General features: G+C 34.0%; 23 protein-coding genes. 17 read left to right on the top strand and 6 right to left on the bottom strand.

What is annotated here, in order from left to right; all coding sequences use genetic code 11:
• Position 1 precedes the first annotated feature (1 nt).
• The 3 genes from QWY90_RS12115 to QWY90_RS12125 form a co-directional block, all read right to left on the bottom strand.
• Positions 2-2,485 (bottom strand): DUF5686 and carboxypeptidase-like regulatory domain-containing protein, encoded by a 2,484-nt coding sequence (locus QWY90_RS12115; protein WP_290286205.1) that lies wholly within the window; start codon positions 2,483-2,485, stop codon positions 2-4.
• A gap of 124 nt (positions 2,486-2,609) precedes the next feature.
• Positions 2,610-3,587 (bottom strand): pyruvate dehydrogenase complex E1 component subunit beta, encoded by a 978-nt coding sequence (locus tag QWY90_RS12120; RefSeq protein WP_290286206.1) that lies wholly within the window; start codon positions 3,585-3,587, stop codon positions 2,610-2,612.
• A 185-nt stretch (positions 3,588-3,772) separates the two neighbouring features.
• Entirely contained in the window at positions 3,773-4,705 is a 933-nt protein-coding gene (locus tag QWY90_RS12125; protein ID WP_290286208.1) for a 1-phosphofructokinase family hexose kinase, read from the bottom strand.
• Between the two features lie 315 nt (positions 4,706-5,020).
• Here QWY90_RS12125 and QWY90_RS12130 point away from each other — a divergent pair, with 315 nt between their 5' ends.
• From QWY90_RS12130 to QWY90_RS12150, 5 genes are all read left to right on the top strand, one after another.
• Complete coding sequence (locus tag QWY90_RS12130; protein WP_290286209.1) at positions 5,021-5,767, top strand: electron transfer flavoprotein subunit beta/FixA family protein; 747 nt, start codon at positions 5,021-5,023, stop codon at positions 5,765-5,767.
• A gap of 93 nt (positions 5,768-5,860) precedes the next feature.
• The gene (locus QWY90_RS12135; RefSeq protein ID WP_290286210.1) at positions 5,861-6,829 is read left to right on the top strand and encodes an electron transfer flavoprotein subunit alpha/FixB family protein; all 969 of its coding nucleotides are present in this window, start codon (positions 5,861-5,863) and stop codon (positions 6,827-6,829) included.
• Positions 6,830-7,015: 186 nt separating this feature from the next.
• Complete coding sequence (locus QWY90_RS12140) at positions 7,016-7,642, top strand: bifunctional nuclease family protein (protein ID WP_290286211.1); 627 nt, start codon at positions 7,016-7,018, stop codon at positions 7,640-7,642.
• Between the two features lie 78 nt (positions 7,643-7,720).
• Entirely contained in the window at positions 7,721-8,545 is an 825-nt protein-coding gene (locus QWY90_RS12145; protein ID WP_290286212.1) for a thymidylate synthase, read from the top strand.
• A 9-nt stretch (positions 8,546-8,554) separates the two neighbouring features.
• Positions 8,555-9,502 carry an energy transducer TonB gene (locus QWY90_RS12150; RefSeq protein ID WP_290286214.1) on the top strand — a complete coding sequence of 316 codons (948 nt, stop codon included), beginning with the start codon at positions 8,555-8,557 and terminating at the stop codon, positions 9,500-9,502.
• 55 nt (positions 9,503-9,557) lie between these two features.
• Here the strand turns inward: QWY90_RS12150 and QWY90_RS12155 are convergent, their stop codons facing one another.
• Positions 9,558-9,854 carry an isoamylase early set domain-containing protein gene (locus tag QWY90_RS12155; protein WP_290286216.1) on the bottom strand — a complete coding sequence of 99 codons (297 nt, stop codon included), beginning with the start codon at positions 9,852-9,854 and terminating at the stop codon, positions 9,558-9,560.
• 238 nt (positions 9,855-10,092) lie between these two features.
• On the opposite strand from QWY90_RS12155, the gene QWY90_RS12160 reads away from it, so the two are divergent.
• Genes QWY90_RS12160 through porT form a run of 4 tightly spaced genes read left to right on the top strand, consistent with a single transcriptional unit; the run spans position 10,093 to position 12,429 of the window.
• Positions 10,093-10,431, top strand: coding sequence for a 2TM domain-containing protein (locus tag QWY90_RS12160; RefSeq protein ID WP_290286217.1), 339 nt, complete (start codon positions 10,093-10,095; stop codon positions 10,429-10,431).
• Positions 10,428-10,910, top strand: a complete 483-nt coding sequence (locus tag QWY90_RS12165; RefSeq protein WP_290286218.1) for a dihydrofolate reductase — start codon at positions 10,428-10,430, stop codon at positions 10,908-10,910. Before QWY90_RS12160 ends, QWY90_RS12165 begins: the two co-directional genes overlap by 4 nt.
• A gap of 55 nt (positions 10,911-10,965) precedes the next feature.
• A complete protein-coding gene (ubiE, locus tag QWY90_RS12170) occupies positions 10,966-11,697 on the top strand; it encodes a bifunctional demethylmenaquinone methyltransferase/2-methoxy-6-polyprenyl-1,4-benzoquinol methylase UbiE (RefSeq protein ID WP_290286220.1) in 732 nt (243 codons plus the stop codon).
• A gap of 21 nt (positions 11,698-11,718) precedes the next feature.
• A complete protein-coding gene (porT, locus tag QWY90_RS12175; RefSeq protein ID WP_290286221.1) occupies positions 11,719-12,429 on the top strand; it encodes a type IX secretion/gliding motility protein PorT/SprT in 711 nt (236 codons plus the stop codon).
• Here porT and QWY90_RS12180 read toward each other — a convergent pair.
• Entirely contained in the window at positions 12,426-13,154 is a 729-nt protein-coding gene (locus QWY90_RS12180; protein WP_290286222.1) for an RNA methyltransferase, read from the bottom strand. The two genes, porT and QWY90_RS12180, sit on opposite strands and share 4 nt — an antisense overlap.
• Before the next feature lie 37 nt (positions 13,155-13,191).
• Here QWY90_RS12180 and tamL point away from each other — a divergent pair, with 37 nt between their 5' ends.
• The 3 genes from tamL (at position 13,192) to accD (ending at position 17,774) form a co-directional block, all read left to right on the top strand.
• The gene (tamL, locus tag QWY90_RS12185) at positions 13,192-15,738 is read left to right on the top strand and encodes a translocation and assembly module lipoprotein TamL (RefSeq protein ID WP_290286224.1); all 2,547 of its coding nucleotides are present in this window, start codon (positions 13,192-13,194) and stop codon (positions 15,736-15,738) included.
• Positions 15,739-15,787: 49 nt separating this feature from the next.
• A complete protein-coding gene (gene fbaA / locus QWY90_RS12190; RefSeq protein WP_290286225.1) occupies positions 15,788-16,855 on the top strand; it encodes a class II fructose-bisphosphate aldolase in 1,068 nt (355 codons plus the stop codon).
• A 64-nt stretch (positions 16,856-16,919) separates the two neighbouring features.
• Positions 16,920-17,774, top strand: a complete 855-nt coding sequence (accD, locus tag QWY90_RS12195) for an acetyl-CoA carboxylase, carboxyltransferase subunit beta (RefSeq protein WP_290286226.1) — start codon at positions 16,920-16,922, stop codon at positions 17,772-17,774.
• 67 nt (positions 17,775-17,841) lie between these two features.
• On the opposite strand, the gene QWY90_RS12200 is transcribed toward accD, so the two are convergent.
• Positions 17,842-19,098 (bottom strand): ABC transporter permease, encoded by a 1,257-nt coding sequence (locus tag QWY90_RS12200; RefSeq protein ID WP_290286227.1) that lies wholly within the window; start codon positions 19,096-19,098, stop codon positions 17,842-17,844.
• Between the two features lie 161 nt (positions 19,099-19,259).
• Here QWY90_RS12200 and purH point away from each other — a divergent pair, with 161 nt between their 5' ends.
• The 5 genes from purH to mrdA all read left to right on the top strand — a co-directional run bounded on the left by purH (position 19,260) and on the right by mrdA (position 25,227).
• Complete coding sequence (gene purH, locus QWY90_RS12205) at positions 19,260-20,786, top strand: bifunctional phosphoribosylaminoimidazolecarboxamide formyltransferase/IMP cyclohydrolase (protein WP_290286228.1); 1,527 nt, start codon at positions 19,260-19,262, stop codon at positions 20,784-20,786.
• 53 nt (positions 20,787-20,839) lie between these two features.
• Positions 20,840-21,868: a rod shape-determining protein gene (locus QWY90_RS12210; protein WP_236397682.1), complete on the top strand. Its 1,029-nt coding sequence runs from the start codon at positions 20,840-20,842 to the stop codon at positions 21,866-21,868.
• Between the two features lie 80 nt (positions 21,869-21,948).
• Positions 21,949-22,776, top strand: coding sequence for a rod shape-determining protein MreC (gene mreC / locus QWY90_RS12215; protein WP_290286231.1), 828 nt, complete (start codon positions 21,949-21,951; stop codon positions 22,774-22,776).
• Positions 22,769-23,275: a rod shape-determining protein MreD gene (locus tag QWY90_RS12220; protein WP_290286233.1), complete on the top strand. Its 507-nt coding sequence runs from the start codon at positions 22,769-22,771 to the stop codon at positions 23,273-23,275. The genes mreC and QWY90_RS12220 overlap by 8 nt, the downstream gene beginning before the upstream one ends.
• The gene (mrdA, locus tag QWY90_RS12225; RefSeq protein WP_290286234.1) at positions 23,272-25,227 is read left to right on the top strand and encodes a penicillin-binding protein 2; all 1,956 of its coding nucleotides are present in this window, start codon (positions 23,272-23,274) and stop codon (positions 25,225-25,227) included. Before QWY90_RS12220 ends, mrdA begins: the two co-directional genes overlap by 4 nt.
• Position 25,228 lies beyond the last annotated feature (1 nt).

Here is a 25,228-nt window from a genome sequence, read left to right on the forward strand (position 1 = left end):
TTTAGAAGTAAAATCCGAACGACCCTTTAATAGTAAAATTGTTGGTTCCCGGCAAATCTCTGTAGTTTCCTCTCCAGGCACAATCCAAGCGGAATACTTTAAAAATATTTCCGATTCCGGCACTGTATTCCCAATACGGTTTTTCAGGAGACTGATAAAGTAAACCAGAAGCATTTATGGCTCTGTTTTCATCCGAAATTGTTCCGTAAACGCTTTTTATTCCGATAATCTCTCTAAGATTTAACTTTCTTAAATAGGGAATTCTGGCAAATATTTTTCCGTTAAAATTATGTTCCCATTGAAAAGTAGCATACGTATCGGCCACAAATTCATAGAAATTTAGATTGCTAAACGTATTGTCAATTATGAAATATGTTTGATTTCCGGGCACAACACTCATTAATCCAAGTGGAATTTGGCCATAGGTTTTTCCTAATTCCATAGTAAAATTAGAACGACCAATAGCACCAATAATAATAGGTTGCTTGTAATAAAGTTGTATTTTATGATAATCAAAATCGCTGTTGATAAACCCTTTAAAACCTTGACTATAATTCACAAAAAAGCGGCTATAAGGCGAATCGATATCACGTCTTTCTACGCCATATCCAATTGTTTTTTTCTTTGGTGTAAATTCAACCTGTACATTTAGCTCGGATTGTGTTACATTGCTTTTGGTAGTTGTTAAAGTAGCATCCGTGAAATAATCTAACTTAAAAGTATCTGATGCCGATTCTAATGTTCGGTATGAAAATCCGAGTTGAAACGTTAAGTTTTTCACGGGTTCAATTTCGGCTGCAAGTGTACTTAAATTGATGTTGGTAAGTTTCCCATTTGACCCAGAAGTAAAAAGTGCAGATGACGCAAAGCTTCTGCCTAAAACGTCATTAGTTGTTGTCAAACTAGCGCCAATTTGTTCCACATCCCGCCTGTTTCCGCCTGAAATTATGATTCGGTTTTTCTTATCAATCATCCATTTACCAGAAGCGCCATATTTAAATTTGTTGTCTTTGAAACCATAGGCCGTGTATCCTTGTAATCGCCATAAATCATTTGGCCCAAAATAAGTTCTACCACCTGCTCTCAAACGCAATCCTTCCACTTCATTGTTTCCGATGGTTGAAAAAATTGGACCATAATCAAAATGCCCAAATTGTATATAACCGCTTCCTAAAATAGAAACCAAATTATAGATTTGTTTGAAACGCTTCACTGTTTTCAACGTGTCAATCATTTTATAGATTTTTTTCTCGTCTTTATTCAGATTTTCAAACCGGTTTTCTTCCCAATAATCATCGGATTTATTATAAACGGTGTTGTCTATAAAATTAACTTCGTCTTTATAAAATTTGTCCGGTTTCTTATCATCAAATTTGAAGCTTTTGTAAAGTGTGGTTCTTTTTCCGTAAACCCCTTTTGACTCTTCTTTTTTTCTAAGGGCAAAGTCAGACATCATATAATCTCGAGTTGGCAAGAAAACGGAATCGTTCAACACTTCAAATTCCTGCTCTAAATAAATGTCTTTGACCCAGTTGATATTGGCGCTTTTGGTAATAGCCATATTTATTTTTTTGATGGCAAAAGTGGTGTCATTTACCCAAAAATCACCTTTAAAAGTTAGTTCATTTTTACGTCTTGGATAAAATACAATGTTGTAACATACTTTATTATCAATAACGGCTGTGTCTGACAAAACATAATTATAAACATCTATTCCGGTTCGCGATAACGGACTTGTGAAACTCTTATCAAAAAAGTATAAGTAGTTGTCATAGATATCAAAATCGTTGTATAAATCTTTGATGAAAGTATTCACACCATCGCCATTTCCTAATCCGGAATTTTTGTTTGCTTTTAGAATTTCCTTGACTTTTTTGGCCTGATTATCACCATAAACATCAGACAACGATTCGTTGATGAATATGGGTAAATAGGTTTTTCCGGTAACTCTGGACGTATCAATATTTTTGAAAACGAACTCCATGCCTTTGAAAATTTTACTTTTCATAAAAGCACTATCTATGGTGTTCATATCAAATTCTACTTTTTCGTATTTTTCGTATTGGTATTGCTTGAACATTTTAAGTCCATTCTTTCTTCTTCGTTCCCATATTTTTCTGAGAATGTCTAAGGCAGGATTATTTTTTTTGGATGTTTTTCCGGCATAAATTTTAACTTCCTTCAAACTGTTTCCTTCTTTTAAAACTATTTTGAAATCGTAGCTAACCTGCTTTGTCAATTTAACTTCCTGTGTGGGAAATCCAACAAACGAAACCAATAATGCAGTATAATTTTCGGGAGATTCAATGTAAAACCTTCCGTCTTCATTAGAAACCACTCCGGTATTAGAACCTTTAAAAACAAGATTAGCAAAAGGAATTGGCTGATTGGTATTATCAACTACAACACCGCTCACTTTGGTTTGAGCTATAGCAACATTGGCAAAAGCCAAAAAAACAATAAATTGAATAAATAATTTTTTCATGGCAAAAAAAAACTTCATCAAAATCATTCTGATGAAGTTTCAAATATAGGTGTTTTGATAATTGGATTACTGGATTTTTTGATTAATTTCTTCTAACAATCTAAAAATCTAACTGTCTAACAATCTATTTATAAGTTACTTTTTTGACAGCTTTAACTACATCTGCTGCATTAGGCAACCATTCTTTTAAAAGCGTTGGCGAATATGGCGCAGGTGTATCAGCAGTAGTGATTCTTTGAATTGGCGCATCTAAATAATCAAAAGCGCGTTCCTGAACCATATACGTAATTTCAGAAGCCACACTGGCAAATGGCCAAGCTTCTTCTAAAACTACTAATCTGTTTGTTTTTTTAACCGAAGTGATTATCGCATCATAATCCATTGGGCGCACGGTTCTTAAATCGATGATTTCGCAAGAGATTCCTTCTTTAGCTAATTCATCTGCGGCGATGAAAGCTTCTTTGATGATTTTCCCAAAAGAAACAATCGTTACATCGGTACCTTCTCTTTTTATATCTGCAACGCCAAGCGGAATGGTATATTCTCCTTCCGGCACTTCACCTTTGTCACCATACATTTGCTCTGATTCCATGAAAATAACCGGATCGTTATCACGAATGGCAGCTTTCAATAACCCTTTAGCATCATAAACTGTTGATGGCACCACCACTTTTAAACCTGGTGTATTGGCAAACCAATTTTCAAACGCTTGTGAGTGTGTTGCTCCTAATTGTCCGGCGGAAGCTGTTGGTCCACGAAAAACCATCGGCATCGGAAACTGTCCGGCTGACATTTGACGCATTTTGGCAGCGTTGTTTATAATCTGGTCAATACCAACCAATGCAAAATTGAAAGTCATATATTCTACAATCGGGCGACAACCGTTCATGGTTGAACCCACTGCAATTCCGGCAAAACCAAGCTCGGCGATTGGAGTATCGATTACTCTTTTTGGTCCAAACTCATCAAGCATTCCTTTTGAAGCTTTGTAAGCACCATTATACTCAGCTACTTCTTCACCCATTAAATATATCGTTTCATCGCGACGCATCTCTTCACTCATTGCTTCACAAATCGCTTCTCTAAATTGTATCGTTCTCATATATGAATTTCTTATTGTCAATTTTGGATAGCAAAAGTAAAAATTAAAAATGACAAAAGTATTTTTTTAGAATAATTTGTAGTTTGTTATTAACGCAAACGATGTAAACTCCTCCTGAGTTTCTTTGTGATGGTATAAAACTTACTCATTTGATGACGATGTTGGATAAAGGAAAAGCTTTTCTATTATTTAGAAGCTTCATTTATTAAATACAACCTATCTGCATCTTCTTTGGTGCACAAAACACCTCCCGGATTCATAGTGGTCGCACTACCGGAGGCCAGACCATATTTGATGGCTTCCTGAATGGATTTCCCTTTTGAAAGTTTTAAAACTATTCCGGCAACCATACTGTCTCCGGCTCCAACGGTGCTTATTTTTTTTACTTTAGGTGCCGGAAAATGCTCGGCAAAATCTTTGGTTACAACTAATGCGCCATCTGCCCCTAAGGAAACAACCACAATCTCACATTTTTTGGATTGGACCAGTTCAATAGCTTTTTCTTTGGCAAGAGCCAAATCCATTTTTTCTATACCAAAGAGCAATCCCATTTCTTTAACATTGGGTTTGATAAGATAAACACCTTCATTCAAAGCTAATTTTAAAGGCTCTCCCGAAGTGTCGAGAATGAATTTAGCCCCCATTTTTTTAGCAATTTTAGCTAATTGCACAAAATAATCATTGGGAACTCCAAGCGGAAGGCTTCCACTGGCAACTAAATAATCAACCTCTTTTAATTTACTAATCGTTTTTAAAAAAGAGTTTGATTCAACAACGGCAACCTCCGGTCCTTTAACATCAAGTAAGTATTGATTTGAATTAGATTCATCAAAAACAATTATACATTCTCTGGTTTCCTTTTTGATTTTGAATGCCTGGAAAGCTATTTTTTTTGATTTAATCAGTTCAATAAAAAAATTGCCAAAATTACCGCCTGCAAAAAAGAAAGCTTCCGATTTTCCTCCTAAGCGCTGTAAAGCTCTTGAAATATTAATACCGCCACCGCCAGGTTCAAATGTCACCGCATTACATTTTATTTTTTGATCTGCAATTAAGTTTGGAACGGAAATGCTTTTATCAATTGATGGGTTTAAAGTTATGGTTATGATTTTTGACATCTTTTAAATTATTTGATGGTTTAAAGTTACTTATTTTCGATTGAATCTCTCGTTGTTTCGTTTCAATTTATAGATTTTTTAAAAGTAAACATTAAAAGGATAAATGATACTTAATTCATTTCAGGCAGAACCAATTTTAATTGTAAAATAGTTTTTTTCCGGTATTGGAATTCTACAAATGTTAAATTTTCTGTCCATTTCAAACAATAACAACGAAATCGATGTAATACTGAAAAAATATTATGCGCGCATAGTACATTATTCGAAATATTGTTCTAATTTTGTGCTTCAAATTTTCAACAAAAATCAAAAATTATGAAAATATTAGTTTGCATCAGTCATGTTCCTGATACTACTTCAAAAATTAATTTTGTTAATGGTGATACCGAATTTGACACCAATGGTGTTCAATATGTAATCAATCCAAACGATGAATTTGGATTAACAAGAGCCATTTGGTTTCAAGAGCAACAAGCAGCAAATGTTACTGTTGTTAACGTTGGTGGTGCTGATTCCGAAGCCACTTTGAGAAAAGCTTTAGCCATTGGTGCTAACGAAGCAATTAGAGTAAATGCAGCTCCAACTGATGGTTTTTATGTAGCTAAACAATTAGCCGAAGTAGCAAAATCAGGCGGTTATGATTTAATCATTTGTGGTAAAGAATCATTGGATTACAATGGCGGAATGGTTCCGGGAATGTTAGCTTCATTATTGGATTATAACTTTGTAAATTCATGTACAGAACTTGCTATCGAAGGAACATCAGCAAAAGCTGCCAGAGAAATTGATGGCGGTAAAGAAACTATTTCAGCTTCATTACCATTAGTTATTGGCGGACAAAAAGGTTTAGTAGAAGAAAAAGATTTACGTATTCCAAACATGAGAGGAATTATGACTGCAAGAACAAAAGTGTTAACCGTTCTTGAGCCAGTTGCCGCTAACATCAATACCAAAGCGGTAAAATTTGAAAAACCAGCTCCAAAGTCAGCCGTGAAATTATTCGCTGCCGATGATTTAGACGGTTTGATTAATGCATTACACAACGAAGCAAAAGTTATTTAATAATTAGGATTTAGGAATTGGGAATTAGGATTTAAAATCCTTACTCCTTACTCTAAAAATCCTTAATCTAAAAATCCTTAATCCTAAATAATTATGTCATTATTAATATACGCTGAATCGGCAGACGGAAAATTTAAAAAAGTAGCTTTTGAATTAGCTTCTTATGCTAAAAAAGTAGCCAATTCTCTAGGAACAACTGTTACAGCAGTAACCGTAAACGCTGGAAATGTTTCCGAATTATCAAAATATGGAGTTGACAAAGTATTGAAAGTGTCCAATGATAAATTGAACAACTTTAATGCAAAAGCTTACGCTGATATTGTTAAACAAGCAGCTAAAAAAGAAAGTGCCAAAGTAATTTTGTTGTCATCTACAACCGATAGTTTGTATATGGCGCCATCAGTTGCTGTAGGTTTAGAAGCTGGATTTGCTTCGAACGTAGTTGGATTGCCATTGAGCACATCACCATTTCAGATAAAAAGAAATGCTTTTTCTAACAAAGCCTTCAACATCACAGAAATAGCAACTGATGTAAAAGTGTTGAGCTTAGCCAAAAATTCTTATGGTGTTTTTGAAAACGCTGCTTCAGCAACTGAAGAAGATTTTTCACCAAGTTTAAATGATGCCGATTTTAATGTAAAAGTAGAATCAGTAGAAAAAAGTTCAGGAAAAGTTTCCATCGCCGATGCGGATGTTGTAGTTTCCGGAGGTCGTGGATTAAAAGGTCCTGAAAATTGGGGAATATTAGAAGATTTAGCTTCAGTACTTGGTGCTGCAACAGCTTGTTCAAAACCAGTTTCTGACTTAGGCTGGAGACCTCATAGCGAACACGTTGGGCAAACTGGAAAACCAGTAGCGTCCAATTTATATGTTGCCGTTGGAATTTCGGGTGCCATTCAACACATAGCCGGAATTAATTCTTCTAAAGTAAAAGTAGTTATCAATACAGATGCTGACGCTCCATTTTTTAAAGTTGCCGATTATGGTATCGTTGGCGATGCTTTGGAAATTCTTCCAAGACTAACACAAAAACTAGAAGTCTTTAAAGCGCAAAACACATAATTCACCATTTTATTAATTCTAATAAGAGCGGTCAGAAAATTAACTTTTTTGACGGCTCTTTTTTTATACTTTCGTTTTTAGAAGCAAAAAGTTTTTGTTACTTTGCAGTCCTAAGTTTCGGAATATTTAACTAACAATGAATATAAGTCTTGACAAATAACAATCAGGTCTTTATACTTACAAATAATGAGTTTAGTAAAACTAACTATAAAAGGAATTTCCTATAGCCAAACGCAAAACGGTGCGTATGCCTTGATTTTAAATGAAGTAGATGGCGAACGAAAATTGCCTATAGTTATTGGTGCATTCGAAGCACAATCTATTGCTATTGCTCTCGAAAAAGAAATAAAACCACCGCGTCCTTTGACTCATGATTTGTTCAAGAGTTTTGCTGACCGATTTGATATTGTGGTAAAACAAGTAATCATCCACAAATTAGTTGATGGTGTTTTCTATTCGAGTATTATTTGCGAAAGAGATAAAATCGAAGAAATTATTGATGCTCGAACTTCAGATGCTATTGCTTTAGCATTGCGCTTTAGCGCTCCAATTTTTACTTATAAAAACATTTTGGACAAAGCCGGAATTTACCTAAACAACCCAGCCGAATTAGAAAATCAGAATCCTGAGGAAGACGGTGTACTGTCTAATCCGGAAACTTTTGGATTAGACAGCGAAGGCAATGCTTCAACAGATGTATACAAAAGCATGAGTCTTTCTGAATTACATGAAGGGTTAGAAAAAGCCGTTCAAAACGAAGATTACGAAAAGGCAGCCAAGATTAGAGATGAGATTTCGAAGAGAGAAAGCTAGAATTATTTTAAATTTTGAATTATAAATTTTAAATGATTAATAATATAGAATTCAAAATCTATAATTTATAATAACACTATGAAGCAGTATCACGATTTAGTGCGACACGTTTTAGAAAACGGTAGCCAAAAAGGAGACAGAACCGGAACCGGAACCAAAAGTGTTTTTGGATACCAGATGCGTTTTGATCTGAGTGAAGGTTTCCCAATGGTAACGACAAAAAAACTGCATTTGAAATCGATTATCTATGAATTGCTCTGGTTTTTAAAAGGCGATACTAACATTAGCTATCTACGGGAAAATGGTGTTAAGATTTGGGATGATTGGGCAGATGAAAAGGGTGATTTAGGTCCGGTTTACGGCCATCAATGGCGTAACTGGAACAGCGAAGAAATTGACCAAGTCACTGAACTAATTGAAACTTTAAAGAAAAATCCAAACAGCCGACGTATGCTGGTTTCTGCCTGGAATCCTTCTGTATTACCTGATACTTCAAAATCTTTTTCTGAAAATGTAGCCAAAGGAAAAGCCGCTTTGCCTCCATGTCATGCGTTCTTTCAGTTTTATGTTGCCGACGGAAAATTGTCTTGTCAATTGTACCAACGAAGTGCTGATATTTTTCTTGGTGTTCCTTTTAACATTGCGTCTTATGCATTGTTTACGATGATGATTGCACAAGTTTGCGACTTGCAGGTTGGTGAATTCATACACACTTTTGGTGATGCACATATTTATAACAACCATTTTGAGCAACTAGAATTACAATTATCGCGCGAGCCAAAAGCATTACCCAAAATGATTTTAAATCCAGAAGTAAAAAACATCTTCGACTTTACTTTTGACGATTTCACATTAGAAGGTTACGAACCTCATCCGCATATTAAAGGAGTTGTGGCGGTTTAAAACTCATCTATGAAAGTCAAATTTATTTTACTTTTTTTTATCTTATCTTCTAATTTACTATTAGCTCAAAAACCTGCCAGTAGGATGTTTTATTTGGATTCATTATGGAATGAAACTGAAGAAGTAAATTTCAAATACTACAGAATCATAAAAGATTATTATGCAGACCAACCTTTACATGAGGTTTTAGATTATTATGAAAATGATACTTTACAGATGAGAGGCTCCACTTCATCTGTTGACAGAATAATTAAAGAAGGCTTATTTGTATTTTACTATAAAAATGGAAAGAGAAAAACGGTTGCAAACTACCAAGAAAACAAATTGACCGGCAAAGAATTCGAATGGTACGAAAACGGGAATAAAAAATCTGTTGGTGAGTACATCTTATCCAGCGATAAGTTTGAGCCCTCCATTTTAGTATTAAATCAATATTGGGATAAAGAAGGTCAACAAAAAGTCATTGATGGGAATGGAGATTATGAAGAATCCGATGATTCATTTTTTGCAGCAGGAAAAGTAAGCAACGGCCTAAAAACAGGCGAATGGAAAGGCGAAGACAAAAAAAGTAAACTGCAGTTTATTGAAAATTATAATAACGGTATTTTGGTTTCTGGGATTAGTACAGACTCCATAAATGTTCCGCATCATTACGAAAAGATTTATACAAAGCCTAGACCCAGAAAAGGAATTGAACATTTCTATAAATATATTGGAAAGAACTTTAATTTTACCAAACAAACTGAAGGCAGATACGGAAAAGTTGTATTGCTATTTTATATAGAAAAAGATGGTAAAGCATCCGATTTTAAAGTCTTAAGAACTGCAGATCCTGATTTAGATGAAGAAGCAATCAGGCTCATATCCAATTATCCAGAATGGGAAAGCGGAACCTATAGAGGTATCAAGTCACGGTTTTCATTTACAATACCAATATCCATTCAATCGCCACAATAAAAAAATCCGCTTCGAAACCGAAACGGATTTTTAACCAATAAACCTAAACCAAAGTTTATAGTGCTAACACACTATTTTCTGCACCAGCAAATTCGTTATAAGCATAACTATCTGCTTCTGGATCGTTTACATATGAACCATCAACTAAATATTTGAATTCAAAAGAATTGTCTTTTGGTAAATCAAAAGTAGCTTTGAAAGTTCCTGTTTTTAATTTTGATAATTCACCTTCTGCAGGATTCCAATTATTGAAATCACCAACTACTGAAGCTGTATTTGCCTCTTTTGCTTCGATTGAAAAGGTAACTTTAACAACCGGTTTTGTTTTTATAACTTGTTTTTTAATAGCCATAACTAATTCATTTATAGATTACTGAGACAAAGTAAAGACATTTTTTTTTATGTTTTACACGCCAAATCATTTTTAGGATATTGCTAAAATCTAAGCTAATTTTAAAGAAGATGTATAATTATAAGCGAATATAATTTTGCATCTGTGATTAAGAAAACGTTTTCTTACTGCAATATCATAAAATGAGATTTCTTCATTTTAAAAATATAATCTACCTTTAAGGCACAAATTTCATCTTATGGAAGCAGAACAACACGAATTATATGAATATGCAAGAGATAGAATCAAGCAAAAAAAAGGCTTGTTTTATCATTTTGTTGTTATTTGCCTAGGTAGTTTTTTTTTATTTATTGCCAATAAATGGCTAGGATTATATCCTGAAAAAACCTGGTGGACATGGGCCGTTACAGTTTGGGTTTTCCTCTTTATTCTCCATGTTATCAAGGTTTTTGTGATTAATAACTTTATGAATAAGCATTGGGAAAGAGAACAAATTGATAAGTTAATGCTAAGACAAGCCAACAAAATAGAAAAACTAAAAAACGATTTGGAGAATTCAAAACCATCAGCCGAATGATTACACTTATTGCTGCTGTTGCCGAAAACAATGCGCTTGGTAAAAACAACCAACTGCTATGGCATTTGCCAGATGATTTCAAACGATTTAAAAATAGAACTTCCGGGAATTATATTATAATGGGGAGAAAAACTTTTGAAAGTTTCCCGAAGCCTTTGCCCAACAGAACGCATGTTATTATTACGCGTCAAAAAAAGTACACTTCTGAAAACTGCATCGTCGTTGATTCGTTGGGAAAAGCAATTGCTATTTGTCCAAAAGATGAAGAACTATTCATTATTGGCGGTGGTGAAATTTACAACCAATCCATCGAAATTGCTGACAAACTGGACATCACCAGAGTGCATAACGCTTTTGATGCCGATACGTTTTTCCCTGAAATTGATTTGAATAAATGGGAATTAACAGCAACAGAATTTCATACAAAAGACGAAAAACACCAATTTGACTTTAGCTTTCAAACGTACATAAGAAAGTAAATTTAGAGAACTCTTCAAATTAAAATATTGGCTTATATTTGCCAAAAAATAAAGCATGTCAAAGATTATCACGCCCTATAAAGATTCGTCTTTGGGCAAAAAAGAGCAGGTTGCTCAAATGTTCGACAACATTTCTGGAAACTATGATGGCTTAAACAGAGTTATATCGCTTGGTATTGATATGAAATGGCGAAAAAAAGTAGTCGCTTTAGTGGCTGAAAAAAATCCGGAAACTATTCTTGATATTGCTACTGGCACAGGAGATTTGGTCATTATGATGTCAAATACTTCTGCCAAAAAGATTATCGGCCTTGATATTTCAGCCGGAATGCTTGAAGTTGGGAAGCAAAAAATTGAAGCAAAAAAATTATCTGATAAAATAGAAATGGTTTTGGGCGATAGCGAAAGCATGCCTTATCCTGATAATTATTTTGATGCAATTACCGTATCTTTTGGCATCAGAAATTTTGAAACTTTGGAAAAAGGCTTAGCCGAAATTTACAGGGTTTTAAAACCAAACGGTATTTTTGTGATACTAGAAACTTCGGTTCCGACTAAATTTCCATTTAAACAAGGCTATTCATTTTACACTAAATTTATTTTACCTATTATTGGAAAAATTTTCTCGAAAGACAATAATGCTTATGGTTATTTATCTGAATCGGCGGCAAATTTCCCTTTCGGAGAAACTTTAAACAATATATTACGTAAAATTTCGTTTATAGAATGTAAAGCTATGCCACAAACGTTTGGTGTTGCTACAATATACACAGCAACCAAAAAATGAAATTGACTTTTTAGTAATGATATGAAAAAAATAGTAGTTCTATTTCTTCTACTTTCTACATATGCCCATGCTCAATTGGGTAAAAGTATGTTTACAAAAGATCCTATAATTAATTTGGAGAATTTTGACAAACAACGTATTTATTGGGGTTACTTTTTGGGTTTTAGTAGTTTTGATTTTAAAACCGATTTTAAAACAAATCCATTACCCGGCAAACTTATTGATGTTAAAGGTCATTCTGGATTTAATGTTGGATTGGTTGGCGTGCTTCGCCTACACGAATATGTAGAGTTGCGATTTGAACCCGGTTTATATTATGCCAGCAGAACGCTCACCTATTCACAATTTACCAATGATAGAGACGGTGTCAGAGAAGTAAAAGCGACATACATTGATTTTCCTTTGATGTTAAAATTCTCTTCATTGAGAACCGGAAATGTTAGACCTTATCTTCTTGGCGGATTATCTTCAACGCTAAATCTTTCGAGCAATTCTAAATCTAAAGATGATAATTTAGAGCAAAGATTTAGAGTAAAACCATGGACACAAAACTACACTTTGGGCTTTGGTGTTGATTTGTATTTTGAATATTTCAAATTCTCGCCTTCTATTCGTGGCGTCTTTGGATTGAAAGATGAATTAATTCGCGATACCGATCCAAATAGTCCGTGGACAGGAAATATCCAATCGATGAAAACACGTGCGTTGTTAATCAATTTTACTTTCCATTAAGATTCTCTTCTAAACTCACTCAGGAAAATCGCGGTTGCGGTTGCTACATTTAAACTTTCCGTTTTTTGCATGTCACCAAATCTTGGAATAGCAATTCTGTTTTTTATGCATTTTTCTAAACTTGCCGAAATTCCGTTGGCTTCGTTTCCGAGAATTAAAATGGCTTCTTTAGGTAAGACTTCTTTATAAAGGTTTTTGCCATCCATAAAAGTGCCAAAAACAGGAAGTGAACTTTCTAAAACATACGCATTTAAATCAACATAATTTATCTTAACTCTAGTAATGGAACCCATTGTTGCCTGAATTACTTTTGGATTATAAACATCAACAGTTTCGTGAGAACATAACAATTGCTTCACACCAAACCAATCGCAAAGCCTGATTATTGTGCCTAAATTTCCAGGATCGCGAATATCATCCAAAGCGACAATTAATCCTTTCGTATCTGTTTTGGTCGCTTGCGGGATTTTAAAAATCGCCAAACAGGAACTTGCCGAACTCAAAGCGGTAATTCGCTTCATATCCGCTTCTTTTATTGCTGTTTTTTGAGAAATAGGTACTTCTTCAAAAATAGCTTCAGTTTCGAATAAATGTTCGAGCACAAAATTTGATGCTAACAATTCTTGAATTACCTTTACACCTTCGGCAATAAACAATTGATTCTCGATTCTATATTTTTTATGTTGAAGACTTGTAATTAATTTTATTTGGTTTTTACTAACCATAAAATAATGTATTTTTGAATTAAATATTTCGCAACACTTGAAAAATAGTATCACAAAAATATCATTATTTATTCTAATTGGGCTAATTATCTTTGGTTGCAACACCACAAAAAGAGTTCCTGAAGGTAAAAGTCTTCTAACCAAAAACAACATTTTTGTCGACGGTAAAAAAAACAACGTTGAAGATGTTTTCAATCAGTTGTACCAAAAACAAAATAGTTCTATTCTTGGCTATCGTCTGCGATTGAATATTTACAATTTAGCTAAACAAAAAACCGACTCGATTTATAGAGCCAAGTTTGCCAAAAATCCCAAAAAATATAATCGAAAAGCTAAATGGCTTTCCAAAAAACAAGTCAAAAGATTAGGCGAATCTTTTTGGTATGCCGGCATTCATAATTTCTTGAGAAAAACAGGCGAAGCGCCAGTAATTTTAGATACTATAAGCACTAAAAAATCATTGAGACGATTAAAATCTTATTTTTTTACTCGTGGTTATTTTGATGCAACTACTAATTACAAAATTGACAGTATAGGTCCAAAAAAAGTAAAACTACGATATGACATAGTAAAAGGAAATCCATATATAATTGACAGTATCAATAGTAACATCTTGAGTTTACCTTTAGATTCTATTTATCAATTGCGAAAAAGAAATTCATTTATAAAATCGGGCAAACGTCTTGAATATTCAAATTTTGATTCTGAAAAAGCGAGAATTACAGAAGATTTTAGAAACAATGGAGCCTTTCGATTTCAACAAAACTATGTAAGCTATGTCGTTGATACTTTAACCCAAAAGCATCTTGCTAATGTTGATTTAATTATTGAAAAAGAATCTATTAGAGTCGAAGATAGTTTGTACAGCGTTCCTTTTGAATTATATAAAATAAGTAAAGTTAACATCTACACTGACCATAGTCCTTCCAATCAAAATCTTCCAATAAAAGACAGTACTGTTTATAAAGACTTCACTTTATATAGTGTCAACAAATTAAAATACCGCCCAAAAGCAATTACAGATGGAATTTTTGTGACCAAAGGCAATTATTTTTCAGATAGTAAAACAACATTGACATCTAAATATTTGAGTAATCTTAAAGTTTTCAATTATCCTTTGATTCAATATATAGAGGATAAAAAACAAAAAAATGGATTGATTGCGAATATTTATTTAACACCAAGAAAAAAATATACGTTTGGGTATTCTAACGATTTTATCCATTCTAACATTCAGGATTTCGGAATATCCGGAAATACATTTTTGAGTATTCGAAACGTATTTAATGGTGCCGAAACATTTGAAATAGGTGCTAGAGGAAGTATTGGAGCTTCAAAAGATTTTGCCAATCCGAATAATAACTTTTTCAACATTTCGGAAATTGGGGCCGATGCCAAATTAAATTTTCCAAGATTATTTTTGCCTTTTAAAACAGACAAAATTATTCCAAAAACCATGATTCCTTATACTACAATTAGTGTGGGTTATTCTAAGCAAACCAACATCGGATTAGACAAACAAAATTTTACCAGTTCGCTCGTTTACAATTGGACACCGAAGAAAAACACAACCTTCCGTTTTGATTTGATAAATATTCAGTTTGTAAAAAATATAAATCCAGGCAATTATTTTAATGTTTATAAATCTTCCTTTAATGCATTAAATGCTTTAGCAGATATTTATAATCTAAATTCGAGCTATATAAATCCACTCACTGGAAAACTGGATATTGACTCTGGCACTAATGCTTTTTTAAATGATGTTTTAGGAACAAATCCTGTTGTTTTTCCAACCACAGCCGATTTAAAAACAATAAGAAGTATAGACGAACAAAAAACAAGATTGACCGAAGACAATTTGATTGTTGCATCAACTATTGCCTTTTCAAAAACTTCACAAAAAGATTTAACAGACAACACTTTTTATGCTATCAAAGCAAAGGTTGAATCAGCCGGAAACTTAATGTCTCTAATAGCCGGAGCTTCTAAACAAACCCAAGACGGTTCTAAAACAGCTTTTGGTGTAGCCTTTTCACAATATATTAAAACCGAGTTTGAGTATATTAAACACTGGGATTTACGACGCAAAAAAGTATTAGCAGCCAAAGCATTTTGTGGTGTAGCGATTCCTTATGGCAACTCGAAAAGTGTTCCTTTTTCCCGCAGTTATTTTGCTGGTGGAACTAACGATATTCGAGCTTGGCAATCCTATAGTTTAGGGCCGGGGAAAACGGTTTCGGTTAATGATTTTAACGAGGCCAATTTAAAACTGCTTTTTAGCACAGAATTTCGTTTTAATATTTTCAAACAGTTGAATAGTGCTCTTTTTATTGATGCTGGTAATATATGGAATGTCAGTGATATTGCTGTAAATCCAGATGCTGTTTTTTCGGGCTTGAAATCTCTGGAGAATATTGCTGTTGGTTCCGGATTTGGCTTTAGATATGACTTTAGTTTCTTTGTAATCCGACTTGATTTAGGATTCAAAACCTACAATCCAGCTAACATGGAAAACGAAAAATGGTTTAAAGAAATGCGATTTAACAAATCGGTTATAAATATTGGAATTAATTATCCTTTCTAAAAATAGAAATTATTATTTTTGTAAACTTAACTTTAAAACAACACATACAATGGCTCATAATATTAAACCAGGAGTAGCAACTGGAGATGAAGTTCAAGCAATTTTTGCTTATGCTAAAGAAAAAGGATTTGCACTTCCTGCAGTAAACGTAATTGGTTCAAGCACTATAAATGGCGTTATAGAAACTGCAGCTAAATTAAACGCTCCGGTTATTATTCAGTTTTCAAATGGTGGCGCACAATTTAATGCTGGAAAAGGACTTTCAAATGCTGGTGAAAAATCGGCCATTGCTGGTGGTATTGCAGGTGCAAAACACATTCATACTTTGGCTGAAGCTTATGGCGCAACTGTAATTCTTCATACTGACCATTGTGCTAAAAAACTACTACCTTGGATTGATGGTTTATTAGATGCTTCTGAAAAACATTTCGCTGAAACTGGAAAACCATTATTTTCTTCACACATGATTGATTTATCAGAAGAACCAATTCATGAGAACATTGAAATTTGTAAAACCTATTTGGCTAGAATGAGCAAAATGGGAATGACATTAGAAATCGAATTAGGAATTACAGGTGGTGAAGAAGATGGTGTTGACAATTCAGATGTGGATAGCTCAAAATTATACACACAACCTTCTGAAGTATCCTATGCTTATGAAGAGCTTTTAAAAGTGAGCCCAAGATTTACTATCGCAGCCTCTTTCGGAAACGTTCATGGCGTTTACAAACCAGGAAATGTAAAATTAACTCCAAAAATCTTGAAAAATTCTCAAGATTATGTTCAAAATAAATTCAACACAGGTCACAATCCTGTTGACTTTGTGTTTCATGGTGGTTCAGGTTCAACGCTTGAAGAAATCAGAGAAGCTATTGGATATGGTGTTGTCAAAATGAATATCGACACTGATTTACAGTTTGCCTACACTGAAGGTATCCGTGATTATATGGTGAATAATATTGAGTATTTAAGAACTCAAATTGGAAGTCCCGACGGAGCAGATTCTCCAAACAAAAAACACTATGATCCAAGAAAATGGATACGTGAAGGTGAAATGACTTTCAACAAAAGATTAGAGGAAGCATTTGCTGATTTGAACAACGTAAATACATTATAATTAACAATTGATAATTGACAATGAATAATTATTCATTGTCAATTATCCATTATCCATTAAAATTATGGCTTGGTTTAAAAGAACAGAAAAAGGTATCACCACCGCAACCGAAGACAAAAAAGACGTTCCAAAAGGACTTTGGTATAAATCGCCAACAGGAAAGATTATTGACCAAGACGAATTAGCCAGAAATCTTTGGGTAAGTCCAGAAGATGATTTTCATGTTAGAATTGGTAGTAAAGAATACTTTGAAATTTTATTTGACAACAATGAATTCAAAGAGTTAGATGCTAAAATGACTTCAAAAGACACTTTAGGTTTTGTGGATACTAAAAAATATTCTGAACGTTTGAAAGATGCTATCGAAAAAACAGGCTTGAAAGATGCTGTTCGTACTGGTGTTGGAAAATCAAAAGGCAAAGATTTAGTAGTTTGTTGTATGGATTTCGCTTTTATTGGTGGTTCAATGGGCGCCGTTGTGGGTGAAAAAATCGCCCGTGGTATTGATCATTCTATCAAACATAAAATCCCATTTGTGATGATTTCAAAATCGGGTGGCGCTCGTATGATGGAAGCTGCTTATTCGTTGATGCAGTTGGCAAAGACTTCTGCAAAATTGGCACAGTTGGCTGAAGCTAAAATTCCGTATATTTCTTTATGTACTGACCCAACAACTGGTGGAACTACAGCTTCTTATGCGATGCTTGGAGATGTTAATATTTCTGAACCTGGTGCTTTGATTGGTTTTGCTGGTCCAAGAGTTGTTCGAGATACTACAGGAAAAGATTTGCCAGAAGGTTTTCAAACCGCAGAGTTTGTATTAGAACATGGCTTCCTTGATTTTATCACGCCTAGAAAAGAACTAAAAGATAAGATTAATTTATATCTCGATTTGATTTTGAATCAGGAGATTAGATAATAAATATAACACCATAAATATTTAGAAACACAAAGCTTTTTACTTTGTGTTTTTTTATGATTACTTTTTAAAACCCGCTTCTAATCGCTTCAACAGGGTCTAATCGTGAAGCAGAAATAGCAGGTAAAATACCTGATAACAAACCTACTATCATAGACAAACCAAAACCTATAAGAACATTCGAGAAACTTAAAACAAATTCGAATTCCAATACATTTGTGAGTAGTATTGTCAAAAACCAGACTATCAGCAAACCTATAATTCCGCCAAATACACAAAGAATAATGGCTTCAAACAAAAACTGAAAAAGTATAAATTTGTTTTTGGCACCTAATGATTTTTGAATTCCGATTAAATTGGTTCTTTCTTTCACTGAAACAAACATAATATTGGCAATTCCAAAACCTCCAACTAAAAACGAAAAGAGACTGATGATAATTCCACCAATACGAACTTGGCTTATAACTCCGTCTAACAAATCAGTAAAACCGGAAAGCACACTGACAAAAAAGTTGTCTATATCACCTTGCTTTACCCCTCTGAAAGTGCGTAATTTTTGAGTGATTTCACCTTTTAATTCGTCAATATCAATACTTTCTTGAGGCTTTATTATAATCATGGCAGATACTTTCGGGTTGTTATCACCATAAATTCTTCTTAGAAAATTAGAAGGTAAAAAAGCCGAGACATCATCGCCTCCTCCGAAACCCATCGTGGAATCACCTTTCTTTTTAGTAATACCAATCACCTTAAACTGTTGTCCATATATACGAATTGATTTCCCAATCGGGTCAAGCTCTCCAAAAAGCGATTGTGCAATATCATGTCCAATAACCACCACTTGCTTTCCTGAATTGGATTCTGATTCATTAAAAAAACGCCCAGAGGAAAACTCCATTCGTTGAATATCTGTAAACTCAAAAGTTACCGGAACCATATTTACATTATCAACCGTATTTGCTTCAAATTTTAGGGTTTGGTTTAAAGTCATATACTGAAAACAGACATCTTCAACGTTGTTCAACGATGATTTTAAATATTGGTATTCTTCATAACTGACTTTTGGGAATTGGTCCCTCTTCCATCTTGGAATATCACTTGGTCCAAAGGACCTGTTGGTCAAATAAATGGTGTTTTTATCTAAAGTGCTCAAATCAGCCTTGATTTTCCTATCTAAAGAATCAACAGCAGCCAGCACCGCAATGATAGAAAATATACCAATAGTCACACCCAATAAAGACAGCATGGTTCTCAACTTGTTGTTTCGAAGCGCATTCATGGCAAAAGCAAAACTTTCTTTGAGGAGTCTTAAGTAAAGTAACATTTGGTTGATTTATAATGTTGTAAATTTCAATAAAAAATAATGAAAATCGCCTCTATTTTTTAGATTGCTTAATAGGTAGTAAAAAATAAAATATTGTTACACTACATGCTTGAATTTTGCATTCAAAAAAACTACTTTTGTGCCTTAAACACAACTACACAATGAACACTACAAAAACAATTAAATCGGCACTGATTTCAGTCTATTCAAAAGACGGATTAGAACCGATAGTTCGCAAACTACACGAACAAAACGTAACAATTTATTCTACTGGAGGAACAGAAGAATTCATTAACAATTTAGGAATTCCAGTAGTTCCGGTTGAAGAAGTTACTTCCTATCCTTCTATCCTTGGCGGAAGAGTTAAAACCTTACATCCAAAAATTTTTGGAGGTATTTTAAACCGTCAGGACAATGAAACAGATGTGGCTCAAATGGCAGCTTTTGAAATCCCACAGATTGATTTAGTGATTGTCGATTTATATCCTTTTGAAAAAACAGTTGCTTCGGGCGCTAGCGAAAATGACATTATTGAAAAAATTGATATTGGTGGAATTTCATTAATTCGTGCTGCTGCGAAGAACTTCAAAGACACCGTTATTGTAGCTTCCGTAAATGAATATTCGATTTTACTGGATTACATTTCAACTCAAAATGGCTACACTACTTTGGAACAGAGAAAAATTTTGGCAACCAAAGCTTTTCATATTTCTTCTCATTATGACACGGCAATCTTCAATTATTTCAACACGGACGAAACTGTTTTCAAAGCAAGTATTGATAACGGACAGATTTTAAGATATGGTGAAAACCCGCATCAGAAAGGCTTTTTCTTTGGTGATTTTGACAAAATGTTCAGCAAACTTCACGGAAAAGAATTGTCATATAATAATTTATTAGATGTAGATGCTGCTGTGAATTTGATTTTGGAATTCAAAAATAATGAACCAACTTTTGCCATTTTAAAACACAACAACGCTTGCGGATTGGCAACAAGAAACAATATGAAAGACGCTTATCTGACCGCTTTAGCATGTGACCCTACTTCTGCATTTGGTGGAGTTTTGATTGCTAATGGAAAAATAGATATGGCAACAGCCAAAGAAATAAATTCGCTTTTTTGTGAAGTTGTCATCGCTCCTAGTTATGATGACGAAGCAATTAGTATTTTATCCGAAAAGAAAAACCGGATTATTTTGATTCAACACGATGTAGTATTACCAAATCGTCAAGTGAGAACTTGTTTAAACGGCTTATTGGTTCAGGACAGAAATAACATTACTGACTCAAAAGAAGATTTAAAAGTGGTTACATATTCTGCTCCAAGCGAGCAAGAAATAAATGATTTATTATTTGCTTCAAAAGTTTGCAAAAATACCAAATCAAATACGATTGTATTTGCAAAAAACAGTACATTAGTGGCATCTGGAACAGGTCAAACTTCGAGAGTTGATGCATTGAAACAAGCGATTGAAAAAGCGACAACTTTTGGATTTGATTTGAAGGGAGCAGTAATGGCAAGCGATGCTTTTTTCCCTTTCCCAGATTGTGTTGAAATTGCTCATAACGCTGGAATTACTGCTGTTATTCAACCAGGCGGTTCAATAAAAGATGAGTTGAGTATTAATTTTTGCAACGAAAATAAAGTTGCTATGGTATTTACCGGAACACGTCATTTTAAACATTAATTTGTTTAACTTTGTGCGTTAAAATTTTATAAACATTAACCCTACTAAAATCTATGGGATTTTTTGATTTCATGACCGAGGATATTGCAATAGACCTTGGTACCGCAAACACTCTGATAATACACAACGACAAAGTTGTAATTGATAGTCCCTCAATTGTTGCTAGGGACCGAATATCGGGAAAAATTATTGCTGTTGGAAAAGAAGCCAACATGATGCAAGGTAAAACACATGAAAACATAAAAACCATACGTCCCTTAAAAGATGGGGTTATCGCTGATTTTGATGCGTCTGAAAAAATGATTAGCATGTTCATCAAAAGCATACCGGCGTTAAAGAAAAAAATGTTTACTCCAGCACTTAGAATGGTGGTTTGTATTCCATCTGGAATTACAGAGGTAGAAATGCGTGCTGTAAAAGAAAGTTGCGAACGCGTAAACGGAAAAGAAGTGTATCTTATTCATGAACCAATGGCTGCAGCAATTGGTATTGGTATCGATATTATGCAACCAAAAGGAAACATGATTGTAGATATTGGTGGTGGAACTACAGAAATTGCAGTTATCGCTTTGGGCGGAATTGTTTGCGACAAATCAGTTAAGATTGCGGGTGACGTTTTCACGAATGATATTGTGTATTACATGAGAACGCAACACAATTTATTTGTAGGAGAAAGCACTGCTGAGAAAATCAAAATTACAATTGGTGCGGCTACTGATGATTTAGAAACACCTCCAGATGATATGTCCGTTCAAGGAAGAGATTTATTGACTGGTAAACCTAAACAAGTTGAAGTATCGTATAGAGAAATTTCTAAAGCATTGGATAAATCAATCCAACGTATTGAAGATGCTATCATGGAGACTTTATCACAAACACCACCAGAATTAGCAGCTGATATTTACAACACAGGGATTTATCTTGCAGGTGGAGGTTCAATGTTGAGAGGGTTAGATAAACGTATTTCTCAAAAAACAGATTTGCCAGTTTACATTGCAGAAGATCCATTAAGAGCTGTTGTTCGCGGAACCGGAATGGCACTTAAAAATATTCCAAAATTCAGAAGCATACTTATAAAATAGTGCTTGTAGTGAAAATACCGAACACTGACACGAGCGAAGCGAACTGACGAAGTAATACTGAAACCGAATACTAAAAAACGATGCAGCAAATATTTAATTTTGTACTAAAAAACAGTAATCGCTTACTGTTTTTGCTGCTTTTGGTATTATCGTTTGTGTTGACAATTCAGTCGCATTCCTATCATAAGAGTAAAATCATAAGTTCTGCTAATTTCTTTACCGGCGGGATTTACGAAAAGATAAATAATATTGATGAGTATTTTGGTCTAAGAGCTCAAAATGAAGAATTGGCGCAGGAAAATGCACGTTTAAAATCAATTCTCTTCAACCAAAAAGACACTACTAAATTACCTGAAATTGACACCACTAAAGGCATTAATAAAACGGTTATCACTGTTGCCAAAGTAATTCATAACTCGTACAGTATTCAGGAAAACTTTATTACAATTAACAAAGGTTCTATGTCAGGAATAAAACCAAATATGGGTGTAATCAATAGCGCCGGAATTGTGGGCATTGTAGACAATACTTCTAAGAATTACGCAACTATAATTAGCTTATTGAACGTCAATATCAAGATTAACGCAAAAATAAAAAAGTCAAATCATTTTGGTACTTTAAGCTGGAATGGTAAAAACACTGGCTTTGCTCAGTTAACTGATGTTCCCCGATTGGCAGGAGTTCGTAAAGGTGACACCATAGTTACTGGGTCTGAATCAAGAGTTTTCCCTGAAAATATTGGTATTGGAACTATTGATCATGTATATATCGACAATGAAACCAATTACTATACATTGGATATCAAATTGTTTAATGATATGACTAATTTAGGTCATGTTTATGTCATCAAAAACAAAGATGCCGATGAGATTATCAATTTAGAAAATCAAAGCAAAAAAGATGAATAGTGCCTTATTAGGAAATATTGCCCGATTTGTCTTGTTGCTTGCTGCACAAATTTTGATATTCAATAGAATTGATCTTTTTGGGTTTATCAATCCGTTTCCTTATGTGCTTTTTATTATTCTTTATCCTGTAAACGGAAACAAAAGTGGTTTATTAGTAGCTAGTTTTTTCTTAGGATTACTTATGGATATGTTCTGGAATTCTGGTGGTGTTCACGCCGCAGCTTGTCTTGTACTTGCGTATTACAGACCCGCAATTTTTAAATTCTCCTTTGGGTTGAGTTATGAATACCAAACCGTTAAACTAAATGATGTATTAACACCTGAGCGATTTTCATTTATACTAATTGCGGTTGTAATTCATCACTTTGTTCTATTTGTCTTAGAAGTTTTTAAAGTTAGCTTCCTATGGGATATTTTAGTTCGAACGCTATTGAGCACCATTTTTACAATTATTACTTGTATTATTATTATCTATATTATTAAGCCAAGTAAGCGATGAGAAAGGTATTATTGCCAACAATTATTTTCATTTGTACTATCCTACTTGTATTGCGGCTATTTTACCTACAGGTAATTGATGATTCGCTCAAACTTGCATCAGATAACAACGCGATAAAAATAGCTTATGATTATCCAGAGCGTGGTTACATTTATGATAGAAATGGTAAACTTTTGGTTGCCAATCAACCTTCTTATGACATCATGGTAATCCCAAAGGATGTCAAAGATTTAGACACTACCGAATTCTGTTCTTTACTTAAAATTACCAAAGAAGATTTTCTTAAAAAAATTGCCAAAGCTAAAATTTATAGCCCGAGACTTCCTTCGGTATTTTTATCCCAATTGAACAAAAAAGAATACGCCGCTTTTCAAGAAATTCAAAGAAAGTTTGTTGGCTTTTATATTCAAAAACGTGCTTTAAGAGATTACCAAGTAGCTTTTGGCGCTAATGTTTTTGGATTTATCACCCAAGTAAATGACAAAATTATTGCAAAAAACAACTATTACAATAGTGGCGATTTGATTGGCAGACAAGGTGTAGAAGAGAGTTATGAAGATTTTCTACGTGGTGTAAAAGGCGTAAAATATATTCAAAAAGATAAGTATAACCGAGAAATTGGTTCTTATAAAGAAGGAAAATTTGATACTATAGCTGTTCAGGGCAGCGATATTAATTTAAGTATAGACGCCGAACTTCAAAAATATGGAGAGGAATTAATGATTAACAAACGAGGCGGAATAGTAGCTATTGAACCAAAAACTGGTGAAATTTTAGCGTTGGTAACTGCCCCATCATATGACCCAGCAATTCTAGTGGGAAGACAACGATCTAAAAACTATACAACTTTATATAAAGACTCCATTGCAAAACCATTATATGACAGAGGTTTATTAGCTGAATATACTCCTGGGTCTCCATTCAAAATTCTAACCGGATTAGTTGCCTTGCAAGAAGGTGCTATTGATGAGAACACCACTTTCTTTTGTCATCACGGATTTAGTTATGCCCCGGGTCGTTTTATGAAATGCCACTGTCATGGAGGTGCTATGCAATTTCACAGAGGCATTTACGAATCTTGCAACACATTTTTTTCGAGCTCGTATATGAGAACTATTGATAAGTATAATAATCCCCCAAAAGGTGTTGATGTGTGGAGCAATCACCTGAAAAGTTTTGGTTTAGGACAGTTTATGGGCTATGATTTACCAACAGGAAAAAGAGGCAACTTACCGACTTCAAAAACCTACAAAAAAATGTATCCAGGTTGGGGTTGGTCAAGCAAAACAATTGTTTCTAATGCAATTGGTCAAGGAGAGGTTTTGATGACACCAATTCAGTTAGCCAATATGATTGCTACTGTTGCCAATCGTGGTTATTATTATACGCCTCACATCATCAAAAAAATCAAAGGCAGTAAAATTGATAAAAAATTCACTACAAAACATGTAACTACAATTGACAGAAAATATTTCGAACCTATGATTAGCGGTTTATTTGATGTTTATAATTTGGGTACGGCACACGGTTTAAATGTTGAAGGAATTGATATTTGTGGAAAAACGGGAACCGCTGAAAATTTTGCAAAGATTAATGGTAAAAGGGTAAAGCTTCAGGATCACTCTATTTTTGTGGCATTTGCACCTAAAGATAATCCCAAAATTGCTATTGCTGTTTTTGTTGAAAACGGATATTGGGGTGCGCGCTGGGCTGGACCAATTACCAGTTTAATGATTGAAAAATATATCAAAAGAAAAATTACCCGAACCGATTTAGAAAAACGAATGTTGGAAGGAAGTCTTGAAGGCGAGTATAATAAATATTATGCAAAACCAATTGTAGATAGTTTAATTAAATCTAAAATTGATGGCCCCATAAAACCAATCGTAATAAAACCCGAAGTTAAAATTGCAAAGCCCGAAGTTAAAACCAACGAAGCTCCGGAAAATTAAT

The organism is Flavobacterium paronense (assembly GCF_030409795.1).
GTDB classification, from domain to species: domain Bacteria; phylum Bacteroidota; class Bacteroidia; order Flavobacteriales; family Flavobacteriaceae; genus Flavobacterium; species Flavobacterium paronense.